Source organism: Streptomyces glaucescens (assembly GCF_002154375.1).
Classification (GTDB): domain Bacteria; phylum Actinomycetota; class Actinomycetes; order Streptomycetales; family Streptomycetaceae; genus Streptomyces; species Streptomyces glaucescens.
Genome location: NZ_MUND01000263.1, coordinates 1 through 16,437 on the forward strand (window position 1 = coordinate 1; position 16,437 = coordinate 16,437).

The 16,437-nt window shown below is 70.3% G+C and carries 12 protein-coding genes and 1 pseudogene; 5 read left to right on the forward strand and 8 right to left on the reverse strand.

Features of this window, described 5'->3' with window-relative positions; translation table 11 throughout:
* The 7 genes from CCN42_RS18165 to CCN42_RS18195 all read right to left on the reverse strand — a co-directional run.
* The coding region (locus CCN42_RS18165) for an ATP-binding cassette domain-containing protein (RefSeq protein ID WP_143661942.1) at window positions 1–411 on the reverse strand (411 nt) is incomplete at its 3' end.
* Between the two features lie 19 nt (window positions 412–430).
* Window positions 431–1,492: an ABC transporter ATP-binding protein gene (locus CCN42_RS18170; protein ID WP_086737025.1), complete on the reverse strand. Its 1,062-nt coding sequence runs from the start codon at window positions 1,490–1,492 to the stop codon at window positions 431–433.
* 10 nt (window positions 1,493–1,502) lie between these two features.
* Complete coding sequence (locus tag CCN42_RS18175) at window positions 1,503–2,483, reverse strand: ABC transporter permease (protein ID WP_086737026.1); 981 nt, start codon at window positions 2,481–2,483, stop codon at window positions 1,503–1,505.
* 94 nt (window positions 2,484–2,577) lie between these two features.
* Window positions 2,578–4,392, reverse strand: a complete 1,815-nt coding sequence (locus CCN42_RS18180; RefSeq protein WP_086737028.1) for an ABC transporter substrate-binding protein — start codon at window positions 4,390–4,392, stop codon at window positions 2,578–2,580.
* Window positions 4,393–4,439: 47 nt separating this feature from the next.
* Window positions 4,440–5,477, reverse strand: a complete 1,038-nt coding sequence (locus tag CCN42_RS18185) for an ABC transporter permease (RefSeq protein ID WP_086168444.1) — start codon at window positions 5,475–5,477, stop codon at window positions 4,440–4,442.
* 654 nt (window positions 5,478–6,131) lie between these two features.
* On the reverse strand, window positions 6,132–8,039 hold the full coding sequence (typA, locus tag CCN42_RS18190; protein WP_086168443.1) for a translational GTPase TypA: 1,908 nt from the start codon (window positions 8,037–8,039) through the stop codon (window positions 6,132–6,134).
* Window positions 8,040–8,185: 146 nt separating this feature from the next.
* Complete coding sequence (locus tag CCN42_RS18195) at window positions 8,186–10,465, reverse strand: ABC transporter family substrate-binding protein (protein ID WP_086737030.1); 2,280 nt, start codon at window positions 10,463–10,465, stop codon at window positions 8,186–8,188.
* A gap of 296 nt (window positions 10,466–10,761) precedes the next feature.
* Here CCN42_RS18195 and CCN42_RS18200 point away from each other — a divergent pair, with 296 nt between their 5' ends.
* Genes CCN42_RS18200 through CCN42_RS18215 form a run of 4 tightly spaced genes read left to right on the forward strand, consistent with a single transcriptional unit; the run spans window position 10,762 to window position 14,564 of the window.
* Window positions 10,762–11,052: a hypothetical protein gene (locus CCN42_RS18200; protein ID WP_086737032.1), complete on the forward strand. Its 291-nt coding sequence runs from the start codon at window positions 10,762–10,764 to the stop codon at window positions 11,050–11,052.
* Window positions 11,053–11,080: 28 nt separating this feature from the next.
* Window positions 11,081–11,917: a hypothetical protein gene (locus CCN42_RS18205; RefSeq protein WP_086737034.1), complete on the forward strand. Its 837-nt coding sequence runs from the start codon at window positions 11,081–11,083 to the stop codon at window positions 11,915–11,917.
* Window positions 11,917–13,791: a fumarate reductase/succinate dehydrogenase flavoprotein subunit gene (locus CCN42_RS18210; RefSeq protein WP_086737036.1), complete on the forward strand. Its 1,875-nt coding sequence runs from the start codon at window positions 11,917–11,919 to the stop codon at window positions 13,789–13,791. Before CCN42_RS18205 ends, CCN42_RS18210 begins: the two co-directional genes overlap by 1 nt.
* A complete protein-coding gene (locus CCN42_RS18215; protein ID WP_043503829.1) occupies window positions 13,788–14,564 on the forward strand; it encodes a succinate dehydrogenase/fumarate reductase iron-sulfur subunit in 777 nt (258 codons plus the stop codon). Before CCN42_RS18210 ends, CCN42_RS18215 begins: the two co-directional genes overlap by 4 nt.
* Here CCN42_RS18215 and CCN42_RS18220 read toward each other — a convergent pair.
* Window positions 14,539–15,528, reverse strand: coding sequence for a phosphotransferase family protein (locus CCN42_RS18220; protein WP_245877341.1), 990 nt, complete (start codon window positions 15,526–15,528; stop codon window positions 14,539–14,541). The genes CCN42_RS18215 and CCN42_RS18220 overlap by 26 nt on opposite strands.
* Window positions 15,529–15,671: 143 nt before the next feature.
* Between CCN42_RS18220 and CCN42_RS18225 the strand changes: the two are divergent.
* Window positions 15,672–16,437, forward strand: a pseudogene (locus CCN42_RS18225) (hypothetical protein); the annotation flags it as partial.

The window sequence follows — 16,437 nt, forward strand, 5'->3', positions numbered from 1 at the left end:
CGGACCAGAGATGATCTTGCCTACGGTCTGGCGCGGGTTCAGCGAGGAGTACGGATCCTGGAAGATCATCTGGATCTCGGAACGGACCGGCGCCAGTTGCTTGCGGCCGGCGTGGGTGATGTCCTGGCCCCGGTACGAGATCGTGCCCGCGGTCGGCTCCATGAGCCGCGTGATCAGCCGGCCCGTGGTCGACTTGCCGCAGCCCGACTCCCCCACCAGTCCGAAGCTCTCCCCGGCCCGCACGGTCAGATCGATGCCGTCAACCGCCTGCACCTGGCCGACGGTGCGCCGGACGGGAAAGCCGCCCTTGACCGGGAAATGCTTGGTCAGGCCCTCCACCACCAGCAGGGGTTCCCCTTCCGGTCCGGCAGCCGCCTCGCGCGGGGCGGGGAGGACGAGGTCTTCCTTCATGACTCCTCTTTCTCCACTGTCAGCCCAGCCGGGGCTTGATCTCTTCGATGAAGATGGTCCGCTTCTGCTCCGCCGTCAGATGGCAGGCCGAGTCCCGGTCCGGGGCCAGCAGCGGGCGCTCGGTGACACACCGCGCGCCGGCCACCCGGTCCTGGAAGGTGCAGCGCGGATGGAAACGGCACCCGGACGGCGGGGTGAGCAGCGAGGGCGGTGTGCCGGGGATGGGGGCCAGGGGCACGGAGACGTCCGAGTCGAGACGGGGCATGGAGTTCAGCAGGCCCCAGGTGTACGGGTGCTGGGGTGCCCTCAGCACCTCGTCCACCGTTCCGCGCTCCACCGCGTTGCCCGCGTACATCACCATGATGTCGTCGGCCATGTCGGCGATGACGCCGAGGTCGTGGGTGATGAAGATGATCGCCGAGCCGAACTCCCGCTGGAGGTCCTTGAGCAGGTCGAGGATCTGCGCCTGCACCGTCACGTCGAGGGCGGTGGTCGGCTCGTCGGCGATCAGCAGGTCGGGGTCGCAGACCAGCGCCATGGCGATCATCGCGCGCTGGCGCATGCCGCCCGAGAACTGGTGCGGATAGTCCTTGGCCCGCTGCCCGGGGTTGGGGATGCCGACCTTGCCCAGCATCTCCACCGCGCGGTCCCAGGCCTCCCGCTTGGAGGCGCCGGTGTGCTTGCGGAACGGCTCGGCGATCTGCCGGCCCACCGTGTAGTACGGGGAGAGCGCGGTGAGCGGGTCCTGGAAGATCATGGCGGCCTTGTTGCCGCGCAGCTTCTCCAGCTCCGGCTCGCGGGCGGTGGTCAGCTCCTTGCCGTCGAGCAGGATCTCGCCCTCGACGGTGGTGAACATCGGGTTGTGCAGGCCGAGGACGGTCAGGTTGGTGACGGACTTGCCGGAGCCGGACTCGCCGACGATGCCGAGGGTCCGGCCGCGGTCCAGGTCGAACGAGAGCCCGTCGACGGCGCGGACGATCCCGTCCTCGGTCTTGAAGCTGACGTGCAGGTCGCGCACCGAGAGGAAGGCGTCCCCGGCGGCCGGGCGCGGGGCACCGGCTTCCTTGGTCAGAGTGGTCACGACAGTGCTCCTAGGACAGCCGGACGCGGGGGTCGATGAAGGCGTAGGCGGCGTCGACGACGATGTTGAACAGCAGGATCATGGCGGCGGAGAAGAGCATCACGCCGAGCAGCAGCGGCAGGTCGCTGAAGGAGACGGCGTCCACCGCGAGCCGGCCGAGCCCGGGCAGGCCGAAGGTGTACTCGGTGATGATGGCCCCGCCGAGCAGGGAGCCCATGTCGATGCCGAAGATGGTGACGATGGGGATGAGCGAGCCGCGCCAGGCGTAGCGGAAGAAGACGTACCGCCGGGACATGCCCTTGGCGCGGGCGGTGCGCACATGGTCCTCCTGGAGCTGTTCGATCATCGCCGAGCGGGCCATACGCGTGTACTGCGCGGCGAAGATCGTCGACAGGATCACCCAGGGGATGACCAGCCCGCCGAACCAGGCGACGGGGTCCTTGGTGAACTCGTTGTACGCCGGCTTGTCGAACAGCTGCATCTGGTAGACGAGGATCGCCAGGGCCAGCGGGCCGAGGAAGTAGATCTGCATCGAGCTGACGACCATCGCGGTGGCGGTGGCCGCCTTGTCGATGAGGGTGCCGCGCCGCCACGCGGCGAGCAGGCCGGTGCCCAGGCCGAAGATCAGGAAGCAGACGGCTCCGCCGATGGTGAGGGAGACGGTGGTGGGCAGCCGGTCGATGAGGGTGTCCCAGACGGCTTCGCCGGTGTGGAAGGAGTAGCCGAAGCAGGGCGCAGGGCAGGGGCCTTGCAGGTAGTCGTTGCTGCCCAGGACCAGGTTCTGCAGGAACAGCCAGTACTGCTCGGGGATCGACTGGTCGAGACCGAGCACGTGCCGGATGTTCTCCAGGTTGGCCGGCGTGCACGACTTGCCGCAGATCAGCAGGGCCGGGTCGCGTGGCATTCCGAAGAAGATCAGGAACGTCACGATGCTCAGCAGGAAGAGGATGACGGCGGCGCCGAGGGCGCGGCGGACGAGGAAGCGCAGCATGGCAGGGGCAGCTCTCAGACGTCAGTGGCCGGGGGGTGCCCGGTGCCCGCCGCCGGGTCGCGGACGGGGGCACCGGGTACCGGTCGGGCGTGGGTTACTTGACGTACAGGCGGCGCGGGTCGACACCGCTGATCACGTCGTCGTAGACGAGACCGCCGATCTTGGAGCCGGCGATCTGGACCTGCTTGTAGTAGCCGGTCGGGACGACGTTGACGACGTCCTTGACGATGTACTCGTTGAGCTTGCCCCACTCGGCCGCGGCCTTCGCCGGGTCGGTGATCTTGCTGATCCGGTCGATCTCGCTGTTGATCTTCGGGTCGTTGACCTGCGAGTAGTTCTGCGCGCCCTCGGCGATCGCGCGGCCGTCGTACAGCGGCGGGATCACGGTCGAGGCGGACGGCCAGTCGGCACCCCACGCGGTGTGGAAGATGTCGTAGTTGTTGTCGAGCTGGCTGACCTGGTCGTAGAAGGTCTCGGCCGGGATCTCCTGGCGCTGCACGTCGAAGCCGGCCTTCTCCAGGCCCGCCGCCATGGCGGTGGAGTACTGCTGGCCCTCGGGGGTGTTGATGTAGCCGAAGGTCAGCTTCATGCCGACCTTGCCGGCCTCCTCCAGGAGCTTCTTCGCCTTCGCCGGGTCACCGGCGGGCTTCTTCTTCTTGCCCCACGGGTCGAAGGCGGGGTCGTAGCCGCTGACCGTCGGGGAGAGGATGCCGCCGGCGACCTCCATCGCGTCGGTGCCGCCGTAGGCGCGGACGAACGGCGTGACCGGCAGGGCGTGGGCGATGGCCTGGCGGATCTTGATGTCCTTCAGCTCCGGGTGGCTGAGGTTGATGTTCATCTGGCCGACGTACGGCTGGTAGCCGGTGACCGTGCGGTTCTTCAGCTTCGGGTCGTTCAGGACCTTGGAGAGGTTGCCCGCGTCGACGCTGTTGCTGAAGCTGACGGCGGTCTTGTCCTTGCCGTTGTCGGCGAGCAGCGCCTTGGTGGACTGCTCGTACTGGTGGTTGAAGCTGATGTCGAACCGGTCGGCGTACTGGTGGCGCAGCGGGTCCGTCTTCGGGTCCCAGTTCTCGTTGCGCACCAGCGTCATCGACTTGCCGGACTTGAACTCCTGGATCTTGTACGGTCCGGCCGCCACCGGGTCCCTGTCGTACTTGGTCTTGGTGTCACCCTTCTGGGAGACGATGGCGTAACCGGCCATGGCCAGGGCGTACGGCAGGTCGGGGCGGGCCGTCTTGAACTTGAAGACGACCGTCTTGTCGTCCGGGGTCTCCAGCAGGGTGTCCGGGAGGTGCTTGCCCTTGTAGGGGCCGTCCGGCAGGAGCTTGCGGTAGTCGGCGCCCGGGGTGTCGGCCAGCCACTGCTGGAGGTACGGCGGGCCCTGGTTGATGAACGGTGCGAACAGGCGCTCGACGCTGTGCCGGACGTCCTTGGACGTGATCGGGGAGCCGTCCTCCCACTTGATGCCGTCCTTCAGCGTGAACTTCCAGGTCTTGCCGCCGTCCGTGGTGGTCCCCGGGTCGGTGGCGAGGTCGCCGACGACTTCGTGCTTCCTGCCGTCGTCGCTGGTGGCCTTGTAGCCGGTGAGACCTCTGTGGATCAGCTGGGAGACCGCCATCTCGTCCTGGACGTAGATCTGGCCCGGGTCGAGGTGGGCGTAACTGTCGCGGGCCAGCACCGAGATGGCGCCGCCGCTCTTCGCGCCCGGCACTTCGGGCGCGGGGCCCTGGGAGTCCTTGTCGTCGCCGAACGGGATGGAGCTCTGCTGCCGCGCGGCGTTCTCCTGCTGTTCCTTGTCGTTCTTGTCGTTCCCGGCCTTGCTGCCGCCCTCGCTGCAACCGGTGAGCACGAGAGCTCCGGCCGCGAGCACTGAGACTGCGGCGTATATGTGGCGTCCGCCCCTACTCATCACTCAGATTCCACCCATCTGTGTTGCACCAGTCGCACACGGAATGGTCAGCGCGCTGTCTTGGGATCGAAGGCGTCCCTGACCGAGTCCCCGAGCAGGTTGAAAGCCACGATGAAGATGATCATCGAGACGCCGGGGAAGAACATGTAGGTGATGTCGTTCTGCATCACGAGTTCGGTGGACGCCTTGGAGAACATCTGTCCCCAGTCCGGCGTCGGTTCGACGATGCCCACTCCGAGGAAGGACAGACCGGCCTCGGCTGTCACGAAGTTGGGCAGCAGATACGTGGACTGCACGAGCAGCGGGGTGACCACGTTCGGCAGGATCTCCTTGCGGATGATCCGCCACGGCGGGGCCCCGCTGACCTTCGCCGCCTCGATGAACTCCCGTTCCCGCAGGGCGAGTGTGGTGCCTCTGAGGATGCGGGCGAGGCTCATCCAGCCCAGGAACCACTGCACGATGATCAGGGCCAGCACCCGCACGTAGGTCGGGGTCTCGTCCCGGGGGTGGACGAAGAGGGCGACCACCACCGGCATACTGGCGATGAAGAACAGCTGGGCCGGGAAGGCGAGCAGGAAATCGATGACCCGGCTGATCCAGTAGTCGGCCTTCCCGCCCAGGTAGCCGGCGGTGACGCCGAGCAGGATGCCGGTCAGCACCACCGTGATCGTCACCGCGACGGAAATCATCAGCGAGGTGCGGATGCCGTAGAGGAGCTTGGTGAAGACGTCGTAGCCGTTGCCGGGTTCGAGGCCGAACCAGAACTCGGCGCTGATGCCGCCGTTGGGCTGTACCGGCACGCCCGCGCTGTCGAACAGCTCGGGCCGCTCGTCGGCGTAGACGGTGTACGGGTTCTTGCCGTACAGCTTCGCGATCACCGGTGCGAGCAGGGCGATCAGGAAGTAGAACCCGACGACGCAGGCGGCGATCACGCCGGTGCGGTCGCGCCGGAAGCGCAGCCACATCAACTGGCCGGGTGAGCGGCCGACGAGCCCCGGGTCCTCGGACTTCTTCTTCTCCGCTCCGGGTCCGCCGTCGGTGACGGCCGCTGTTCCGCCGCCCTCAAGGTCGATAGGACTTGTCACAGTTCGCCCATTTCACAGGTGTGGGTGTGCCGAACCGCCGGCTCGCGGGGATGTGCGAGCGCGGTCCGGTGCATGAAGAGGCGTCAGGGCGCCCTGAACCAGGGGGAGAACGCGCAGCCTGACGCGCGTAGGCACGCGGCAGCGGCGGCCCCCGGTCCGGGGCTCAGTGCGGATCGGCGCAGGGCGAGGGACTGTGTACGACGGCCGACGACGGTGTGGCCCACCTCGCGCTTGTGACACCGCGCATGGGACTCCTCCTCATGACTCCACGTGTTCACCAACAGGAGGGGGCGCTCGTCCGAACCTCCGACACCCCTGACGGAGGGTCAGACACCCCCTGGTGCTCGTGAGTCGGGCGCTGTCCCCACAGCGCGAGACCCATTGACCCGAGCGCTACGCGGCTAACTATCTGCCATGAGCCAACTACCGACCACCGTTCTTAAATCTCAATTCAGTCACAGCTCAAGCGAAGATCTTCCAAAATCTGGACAAACTGTTCGGGCGAAGAAGGGCGCGAAACGGACGTGTTACATGGCTATCGGGCGACGGTCTCCGCCTTTCGGACAACGACGGGCGCGACGGCGCGAAAAAATGGGTTGAAAAAGGCCCGGGCGCCCCCATGATGGGGACGCCCGGGCCTTCGTGGGTCAGCGGTCAGCCGTGCTTGGCACGGCTCGCGGCGCGCGCCCGCTCCCGCTGGTCGAGGTTGACCTTGCGGATGCGAACGGCCTCCGGAGTCACCTCGACGCACTCGTCGTCACGGCAGAACTCCAGCGACTGCTCCAGCGACAGCTTGCGCGGCGGAACGATCGACTCGGTCACATCGGCCGTGGACGACCGCATGTTGGTGAGCTTCTTCTCCTTGGTGATGTTGACGTCCATGTCGTCGGAGCGGGAGTTCTCACCGACGATCATGCCCTCGTACACCTCGGTGCCCGGCTCCACGAAGAGCACGCCGCGCTCCTGGAGGTTCGTCATCGCGAACGCGGTGACGGCGCCGGCGCGGTCGGCCACCAGGGAACCGTTGTTACGGGTCTGCAGCGTGCCGAACCACGGCTCGTGGCCCTCGTGGATGGAGTGGGCGATGCCCGTGCCACGGGTCTGGGTCAGGAACTCGGTGCGGAAGCCGATCAGGCCGCGGGACGGCACCACGAACTCCATGCGGACCCAGCCCGAACCGTGGTTGGACATGTTGTCCATCCGGCCCTTGCGGACACCCATCAGCTGGGTGACGGCGCCCATGTGCTCCTCGGGCACGTCGATGGTCATGCGCTCGACCGGCTCGTAGACCTTGCCGTCGACCTCCTTGGTGACCACCTGGGGCTTGCCGACGGTCAGCTCGTAGCCCTCCCGGCGCATGGTCTCGACGAGGATGGCCAGCGCCAGCTCACCGCGGCCCTGCACCTCCCAGGCGTCCGGGCGCTCGGTGTCCAGGACGCGCAGCGAGACGTTACCGATCAGCTCGCGGTCCAGGCGGTCCTTCACCTGGCGGGCGGTGACCTTGCGGTCCTTCACGGCCGCCTTGTTGTCCGCGCCCTTGCCGGTGGCACCCCGGCCGACCAGCGGAGAGGTGTTCGTACCGATGACCATCGAGATCGCGGGCTCGTCGACCGTGATCAGCGGGAGCGCGACCGGGTTCTCCGGGTCGGCCAGCGTCTCGCCGATCATGATGTCCGGGATGCCGGCGACGGCGCAGATGTCACCGGGGCCGGCCTTCTCGGCGGGCTTGCGGGTGAGCGCCTCGGTCATCATCAGCTCGGAGATGCGCACGTTCTGCACGGACCCGTCGCGCTTCATCCACGCGACCGTCTGGCCCTTCTTCAGCTCGCCCTGCTGGACGCGCAGCAGCGCGATACGGCCGAGGAAGTTGTCGGCGTCCAGGTTGGTGACGTGCGCCTGGAGCGGGGCGGTCTCGTCGTAGACCGGGGCCGGGATGTGCTCCAGGATCGTGGAGAAGAACGGCTCCAGGCTGGTGGAGTCGGCCGGAACCGTGCCGTCCGCCGGCTTCGTCAGCGAGGCGACGCCGTCACGGCCGCACGCGTAGACGATCGGGAACTCGATCTGGTCCTCATCGGCGTCCAGGTCCAGGAACAGGTCGTACGTCTCGTTGACGACCTCGTCGATCCGGGAGTCGGGGCGGTCCGTCTTGTTGATGCACAGGATGACGGGCAGCCGCTGCTGGAGCGCCTTGCGCAGCACGAAGCGGGTCTGCGGCAGCGGACCCTCCGAGGCGTCGACGAGCAGGACGACGCCGTCGACCATCGACAGACCGCGCTCGACCTCGCCACCGAAGTCGGCGTGGCCCGGGGTGTCGATGATGTTGATGGTGATCGGGTCCCCGCCGTCCTTGGGGTGGTACTTCACCGCCGTGTTCTTGGCGAGGATCGTGATGCCCTTCTCACGCTCCAGGTCGTTCGAGTCCATCATGCGGTCGTCGACGGAGTCGAGCTGGTGGGCGGCGAACGCGCCGGCCTGCTTGAGCATGGCGTCGACGATGGTGGTCTTGCCGTGGTCGACGTGGGCGACGATGGCGACGTTACGGATGTCGTGGCGCGTGGCCATAGTGCGGCGTACTCCCGGAGTGTGGAATCGGCTGCGCGTCGCTCGCGCTAGCCCGCCGGGCTGCTGACGCCTCGGCCTACCCCCCATGGTACGGGGGCCCCGGCATTGCGGCTTCGCCGGGCGCCTGAGGGGTGGCTCACCACCGGCTACTTCGACGGGCTCGGCGACACCCGCACGCCCTTCTTCAGGAAGCCCATGTCTTCGTACACAGGGGTCTCGAAACCGAAGGCGCCGGCGTTGGCGAGGTTCTTGCGGGCCGCGATCAGCTGGGGGCGCTGGTAGAGGGGGATGGACGCCGCGGCGGCCCAGATCCGGGCGTCGGCCTTGCGGATCAGCGATCGGGACTCGGACTCGTCCAGGGTGCCGATGGCCTGGTCGAAGAGCTGGTCGACCTGGTCGGTGCCGACCCGGGTCCAGTTCTGCTCGACCGAGAGGGAGCCGTCGGCGGCCGGGACGGGTTTGGCGTAGATCGGGCGGGCGTCGGTGGCGGGGAAGGCCGAGGCGGGCCAGGAGTACAGGGCGAGGTCGTACTGGCCGGACGCGATGTGGTCCTTGAAGTAGCTCTCGTCGCTGACCTTGGTCGTCTCGGTGCGGATGCCGATCCGGTCCAGCATGCGGCTGATCCGGTCCGCGACCGTGCGCAGGCTGTCCGAGCCGGGACCGGACGGGAGCACGAAGCGGAGGGTGAGCGGCTTGCCGTCCTTGGTCAGTACGCCGCTCTTCGCGCCCGCCGGCGCGGCGGTGCCCTTGGGGGCGTACGCGCCCGGGGCGCCGCCCTGCTTCAGGTGCTGCGCGCCGTCCTGGGCGAGGTGGCGCGGCCCGTGCCCCTCCCCGCCGGAGGAGCCGCCCTTCCCGGAGTCCCCGGAATCGCCCGCGTCCCCGGACTTGTCGTCCTGGCCGACGATGTACACGCCGTCGTCGTCGCCCTCGGACCGGCCCTCCGTGTCGTCCTTGCCGTCCTCCTCGGAGCCGCCGGCCTTCTCGCCCCGCGCGCCGGCCGCCTTCTCGCCCTTCTCGGTCTCCTTCAGCGGCCCTCCGGGCAGCCACCCGGCGTCGGCGAGCAGGGCCCGCGCCTCGGCGGTGTCCTGGTCGCCGAGGGCGCCGCTGCTGTCGGCGTAGGCGAACTGGCCGGCGAGGGCGAGGTGGCTGCCGACGGGGACGGCGGGCAGGCCCAGCGGCTCGAGGACGGCCGCGGCCAGGGCCTCGCGGTCGAGGGCGCGGGCGACGGCGCGGCGGACCCGTTCGTCGGCGAGGGGCCCTTCGGAGCCGTTGAGGGCGAGCTGGGTGTAGGCGGGTTCCAGTGACTTGCGGACCTCGTAGGTGCTCAGCTCCCGCTCGCGGCGGGGCTGCTTCGCCGCGTGCCTGCTCTCGTCGCCGTCGGCCTTGTCGTCGCCGTGGTCCGGGGAAGCGGAGGTGTCCCGGTCCGGGGAGGCGGAGCTGTCCTCACCCGGGGAAGCGGAGCCGTCCTCGCCCGGCGAGGCCGAGGTGTCCTCGCCCGGAGAGGCGGAGCTGTCCCGGTCCGGAGAGGCCGAGGCGCCCCTCGGTCCGGCAGCGGCGGCGGTGATCCGGCGGGCCGCAGCCGGGTCGATCTCGGCGAGGTCGACCGTCCCGGCGGCCAGCGCGGCGGCCCGCTCCTCGCGGGACACGGCGGTGAGCACGATCCGGGAGAGCTTGGCCGGGGCGCCCCACCAGCGGGGGTTGCGGGCGAGGGTGACCTCGTCGTCCTTCCGGTCGACCTTCTTCACGGTGAACGGCCCGGCGGTGATCTTCAGCTTCCTGCGGGCGCCGTCGTTGAAGGAGTCCGGGGTGCCCATGACCTCCTTCGGGTACAGCGGCGAGAACAGCGACCGCCAGTCCGCGTAGGGCCGGCCGAAGGTGACCCGGACCTCCAGGTCGTTGGCGCCGCGCTCGATCCGCTCGATCCGGTCGTAGCCGGCGTTGCGGGCGGTCCAGTAGGCGCTGTCCTTGCCGGACAGGGCCCGCCACTGGGCGGCGAAGTCGGGGGCGCCGATCTCCCGGCCGTCGCTCCAGACGGCCTGCTGGTTGAGCTTGTAGAGGACGACCTGCCGGGGTTCGGTCTCGACGACCTCGGCCGATTCCAGGTAGTCGGGGTTGATCTCGGGACGGCCGGTGCGGTCCAGCCGGAACATCGACGGCAGCACGGCCTGGGCGACACGGGTGGTGGCGGCGTCGGCGTCGGCCTGGAAGGTGTTCAGGGTCTCCGGCACGGCGTCCACGGCCCACCGCAGGGTGCCGCCGTCGGCGACCTGGGCCCGGGCGGCCGGGGCGATGTCCTGCCCGGCCAGCGGCTTGCCGGCGGGGTCCTCGGAGCCGCAGCCGGCGAGCGCGGGGACCGCGAGGGCGCCCGCGGTGAGGAAGGCGACCGAGCGCATGACCGAGCGAGGTGTGACGCCGTCGTGGGACATCTCTGGTTACCTCCGGGAGCCGCGGGCGTTATGATCACTTTTGGCGGTATATGGAGCTGATCACATGTATGCGATGTATGCGGCCACTGAAGAGGAAAGGGTTCGGCAACGGACGGCGACACGGCGGTGACCGCCGGGAAGCCACCTGTGCGGCGCAACGCACCACGGGATGCACCCACACGCCCTCGGCCAATCGGTGCACATCCCTTCCCACCGGCAGGTGTGACGCGCAACACTCTCTGGCGCATGAACGTTGCCGCCCACGGCCACCCGGCCGACGGAAGTGAGGTCACGTCATGTCCGTGCACGAGGAACTGGCAACCGTCCAGCGGTGCCTCGACGACCTGAACCGGGCCGTCAGCCGACTGGAACAGCAGATGGGCGGCGGACTCGACATCCGCCGGGTCCGCGCCGACTGCGAGCACCTGCGGGCGAGCGCCGCGCTGCTGCGCGAGACGGCCTCCGGGCGCCTCGCCGACCGGCGGCAGGACCAGCTCGTCACCATCTCCGACACCCCGTACGACGTCGCCCTGTGGACGGATTCGGACGACGAGGGTCTCGGCGCCCGCGACCGTCGCGCACCCTGAGCCACCCGAGCCGACCGGGAGTCACACCTTGGCCACTGGTACGGAACCCCCGACAACAGAACGGCATCCCCGCGCCGGCGGCGTCCGCGCCGCCGGCCGCGCCGCGATCGCCGCCCCGCATCTGCGGACCGACCGCTGGTGGCTGGCGCCGGCCGCCACCGCCGCCGGGCTGCTCGCCTTCGTCGTCTACTCGACCTGGCGGGCCTTCGCGGGCGCGGACTACTACGCGGCGCCGTACGTCTCGCCGTTCTACTCCCCCTGCCTGGCGGAGAACTGCGAGCCGATGAAGGGCGGGCCGAACTGGGAGATCTTCGGCAGCTGGTGGGGCATCTCGCCCGCGATCATCATCCTGGTCTTCCCGCTCGGCTTCCGCCTGACCTGCTACTACTACCGCAAGGCCTACTACCGGGGCTTCTGGGCGTCCCCGCCGGCCTGCGCGGTCGCCGAGCCGCACAAGAAGTACACCGGCGAGACCCGCTTCCCGCTGATCCTCCAGAACATCCACCGCTACTTCTTCTACGCGGCGATCCCGGTCGCGGGCATCCTCACCTACGACACCGTGCTCGCCTTCCGCGACGAGCGGTACGACTGGGGCCACATGGGCCTCGGCACCCTGGTGTTCGTCGTCAACATCGTCCTCATCTGGGCGTACACCCTGTCCTGCCACTCCTGCCGGCACATCGTCGGCGGCAAGCTCAAGCACTTCTCCCGGCACCCCGTGCGCTACCGCATGTGGCAGTTCGCGGGGAAGCTCAACGCCCGGCACATGCTGCTCGCCTGGACGTCACTGGCGAGCGTGGCGCTCGCCGACCTCTACGTCTATCTGGTCGCGTCCGGTGTCTTCGAGGATCCGAGGTTCTTCTGATGTCCGTGGTCGAGCGGCAGGGGTGGGACGTCGTCGTGGTCGGGGCCGGCGGGGCGGGGCTGCGCGCCGCCATCGAGGCCCGCGAGCGCGGCGCCCGTACGGCGGTGATCTGCAAGTCGCTGTTCGGCAAGGCGCACACGGTGATGGCCGAGGGCGGCATCGCGGCGGCCATGGCCAACGCCAACGAGAACGACACCTGGCAGGTCCACTTCCGGGACACCATGCGCGGCGGCAAGTTCCTCAACCAGTGGCGGATGGCGGAGCTGCACGCCCAGGAGGCGCCCGACCGGGTGTGGGAGCTGGAGACCTGGGGCGCCCTGTTCGACCGCACCAAGGACGGGCGGATCTCGCAGCGCAACTTCGGCGGCCACGAGTACCCGCGCCTCGCCCACGTCGGCGACCGCACGGGGCTGGAGCTGATCCGCACCCTCCAGCAGAGGATCGTCGCCCTCCAGCAGGAGGACTTCGCGGCCACCGGCGACTACGAGTCCCGCCTCAGGGTCTTCCAGGAGTGCACGGTCACCAGGGTGCTGAAGGACGGCGACCGGGTCTCGGGGGTCTTCGGCTACGAGCGCGAGAGCGGCCGTTTCTTCGTCCTGGAGGCGCCCGCCGTGGTGATCGCCACGGGCGGCATCGGCAAGTCCTTCAAGGTGACGTCGAACTCGTGGGAGTACACGGGCGACGGCCACGCGCTGGCCCTGCTCGCCGGCGCTCCCCTGCTGAACATGGAGTTCGTGCAGTTCCATCCGACCGGCATGGTCTGGCCGCCGTCGGTGAAGGGCATCCTGGTCACCGAGTCGGTGCGCGGCGACGGCGGGGTGCTCAGGAACTCCGACGGCAAGCGGTTCATGTTCGACTACGTCCCGGACGTCTTCAAGGAGAAGTACGCCGAGACCGAGGACGAGGCCGACCGCTGGTACGAGGACCCGGACCACAACCGGCGCCCGCCCGAACTGCTCCCCCGCGACGAGGTCGCCCGGGCCATCAACACCGAGGTCAAGGAGGGCCGGGGCTCCCCGCACGGCGGGGTGTTCCTGGACGTGTCCACCCGGATGCCCGCCGAGGTGATCAAGCGGCGGCTGCCCTCGATGTACCACCAGTTCAAGGAGCTGGCCGACGTCGACATCACCGCGGAGGCGATGGAGGTCGGGCCGACCTGCCACTACGTGATGGGCGGCATCGCCGTCGAGTCCGACTCGGCGGCGGCGCGCGGGGTGCCCGGACTGTACGCGGCCGGTGAGGTGGCGGGCGGGATGCACGGCTCCAACCGGCTCGGCGGCAACTCGCTCTCCGACCTGCTGGTCTTCGGCCGCCGCGCGGGCTGGCACGCGGCGGAGCACGCGCGCGGTTCGGCGGCCACCCGCCCGGTCGTGGACGACGCCCAGGTGGACGCGGCGGCCGAGGAGGCGCTGCGACCCTTCTCGGTGAGCGGCGAGAACCCGTACACCCTGCACCAGGAACTCCAGCGCACCATGAACGACCTGGTCGGCATCATCCGCCGCCAGGGCGAGATGGAGCAGGCCCTTCAGAGACTCGCCGAGCTGCGCGTCCGGGCCGCGCGGGCCGGTGTCGAGGGCCACCGCCAGTTCAATCCGGGCTGGCACCTGGCCCTGGACCTGCGGAACATGCTGCTGGTCAGCGAGTGCGTGGCCCGGGCGGCGCTGGAGCGCACCGAGTCGCGCGGCGGCCACACCCGGGAGGACTTCCCGGGGATGGACCGGGCGTGGCGGCGGGTGAACCTGCTGTGCGCGCTCGCCGGGGACGCCGTCGCCCTGTCCCGGGAGACCACCGCACCCATCCGCCCGGACCTGCTCGCTCTGTTCGAGAAGGAGGAGCTGGTCAAGTACCTCGCCGAAGAGGAGCTGTACGAATGAGCGGCTACGAGGCCCGGTTCAAGGTGTGGCGGGGTGACGCGCACGGCGGCGGCCTGGAGGACTTCCGGGTCGAGGTGAACGAGGGCGAGGTGGTCCTGGACATCATCCACCGCCTCCAGGCGACGCAGGCGCCCGATCTGGCCGTGCGCTGGAACTGCAAGGCCGGCAAGTGCGGCTCGTGCTCGGCGGAGATCAACGGGCGGCCGCGGCTGATGTGCATGACCCGGATGTCGGTGTTCACCCGCGAGGAGACGGTCACCGTCACTCCGCTGCGGGCCTTCCCGGTGGTGCGGGACCTGGTGACGGACGTCGGCTTCAACTACCGCAAGGCGCGGGAGGTGCCCGCCTTCGTGCCGCCCGCCGGGGTCGGTCCGGGCGAGTACCGGATGATGCAGGAGGACGTGGACCGCTCGCAGGAGTTCCGCAAGTGCATCGAGTGCTTCCTGTGCCAGGACACCTGCCATGTGGTGCGCGACCACGAGGAGAACAAGGCGGCGTTCGCCGGTCCCCGCTTCCTGATGCGGATCGCCGAGCTGGACATGCATCCGCTGGACGCGGCGGCCGAGAGCGGCGTCGACCGCAAGAGGACCGCCCAGGACGAGCACGGCCTCGGCTACTGCAACATCACCAAGTGCTGCACCGAGGTGTGCCCCGAAGGCATCAAGATCACCGACAATGCCCTGATCCCGCTGAAGGAGCGGGCCGTGGACCGCAAGTACGACCCGCTGGTGTGGCTGGGCTCCAAGATCAGGAGACGGTCCTCAGCAGGCTGAGCGTCTGCCCGATGTGGTGTTCCGCGATGGCCCGCATGCCCTCCGGGTGCGGAAAGCCGCCCTCCGCCAGACGCAGCGGGCCGGACACCAGGGACAGGTGCGTGGCCAGGCGGTAGAGGCACAGCCGGTGCTCGTCGAGGCCGGGGGCGCGCAGGACGCCGTAGTGGGAGCCGAAGCGGATCCGCAGGAAGGCGTGCTCCCACTCGGCGTCGGCGTACAGCAGGCCCTCGACGTCGATCAGGACCGGGTGGCCGTCGGCGTCCAGGAGGACGTGGTCCGGGCCGAGTTCGCCGTGCACCGGACTGTGCCGGGTGCGCGGCCGGACCGCCGCCGCCAGCTCCCGCACCAGGGCGTCCAGCTCACCGCGCGCGGCGGCGATCCGCCCGTCCCTGGCGGCGGCCTCCGCGAGGGAGCGCAGGGCGCCGTCGGCGACCAGCCGCTCGCACGGCAGCGCGGACGGCTCTCCCCCGCCGTCGACGTGGGCGACCTTGCCGAAGCCCGGGCCGTGGTGGGCGCGCAGCCGCGCCAGGGCACCGGCCGGCCGCTCCAGGGCGGCGCGCCCCGCTCGCGGGTCCCGCTCCAGCGCCCGGGCCAGGCTGCCGCCCGGCAGGTCCTCGACGACGGCCGCGTCCGCCGCGAGGCGGGTGTGCGTGCCGTCGGCGTACAGCAGGCGCGGGGTGCGCACCCCGACGGCGGTGAGCCGGGCGTGCGCCGCCGTGAACAGGCCGAGGCCCGTGCCGGGCGAGAAGGGGTCGCGAGGGTCGGAAGGGCCGGCGTCCCAGTGGTCCTCGTCCGGGGACCACACGTAGGCCACGGCCGTGGACCCGTCGTCACGGGTCAGCCGGTAGACGCCTTTCCGGCTGCCGCCGCGCAGCCGGGTGACGGAGGTGAGCGGGTGGGCGCGGCCGAGGGCCGCCCGGGCGAGGGGGGCGAGGTCGTCGCGGGTCAGGGGCGTACGGGCCACGGGGGCTCTCCCAGGGGTATGGGGCTGAACCGCGGATTCTCGCAGCCGGCCCGCCCCGGCCGTCAGCGGTTCACCGGGCACCGGGCCCCGCCGCGGACGCACCCCGCTCGCGGTGCCGTGTTCCTGCTCATACGCTCCGGAATGTGACCCCCTCCTCGACCCGGGGCCGTCCCCGGCGCGCGACCTCGCCCATATCCGCCCGGGTGGCACACGCCGTGCTGGGCGCGGTGATCGCGGTGCTGTGGCTGGCCCTGCCGGGGGTGACGACCGCCCCCGAGGCCCCGGTGGTCCTCGCGCCCGCCGGGCCCAGCGCGTCCGCGCAGCGGGAGGAGGTCGAGGAGACCACCACCGCGGATCTGGTGCTGCCGCTGCTCGCGGTGGGCGCTGCCGTCGTGATCGGCGCGTACGGATACGTCCGGCGCCGGCGCCGCGCCCGCACGGCACCGGGCGCCCCGCCCCCGGGCCCGGTGACCGGCGTGCCGCTCGCCGACCTGGACGAGCGGGCGCGGGCGGTGCTGGTCGCGGCGGACGACTGGGTGCGCACCAGCCGTGAGGAACTGGACTTCGCCGAGCTGCGCCTCGGCACCGAGGCCGTGGCGCCGTACGCCCGGACGGTGGCCGCCGCGCGGGCCGAGCTGACGGAGGCGTTCCGGATGCGGCAGCGGTACGACGAGGGGGTGCCCGGCGATCAGGCGGCGCGGCGGCAGGCGCTCGCCGGGATCGTCGGGCGGTGCGTGGAGGCGGGCCGGCTGCTGGACGAGGAGGCCGCCGGGTTCGACCGGCTGCGCGACCTGGCGGACGGGATCGGCGGGGCGCTGGAGATCGCGGAGACCCGGTTCCGGGAGCTGACCGGGCGTACCGGGACGGCCGGGGCGCTGCTCGCGGAACTCGCCGGGCGGTACCCGCCCG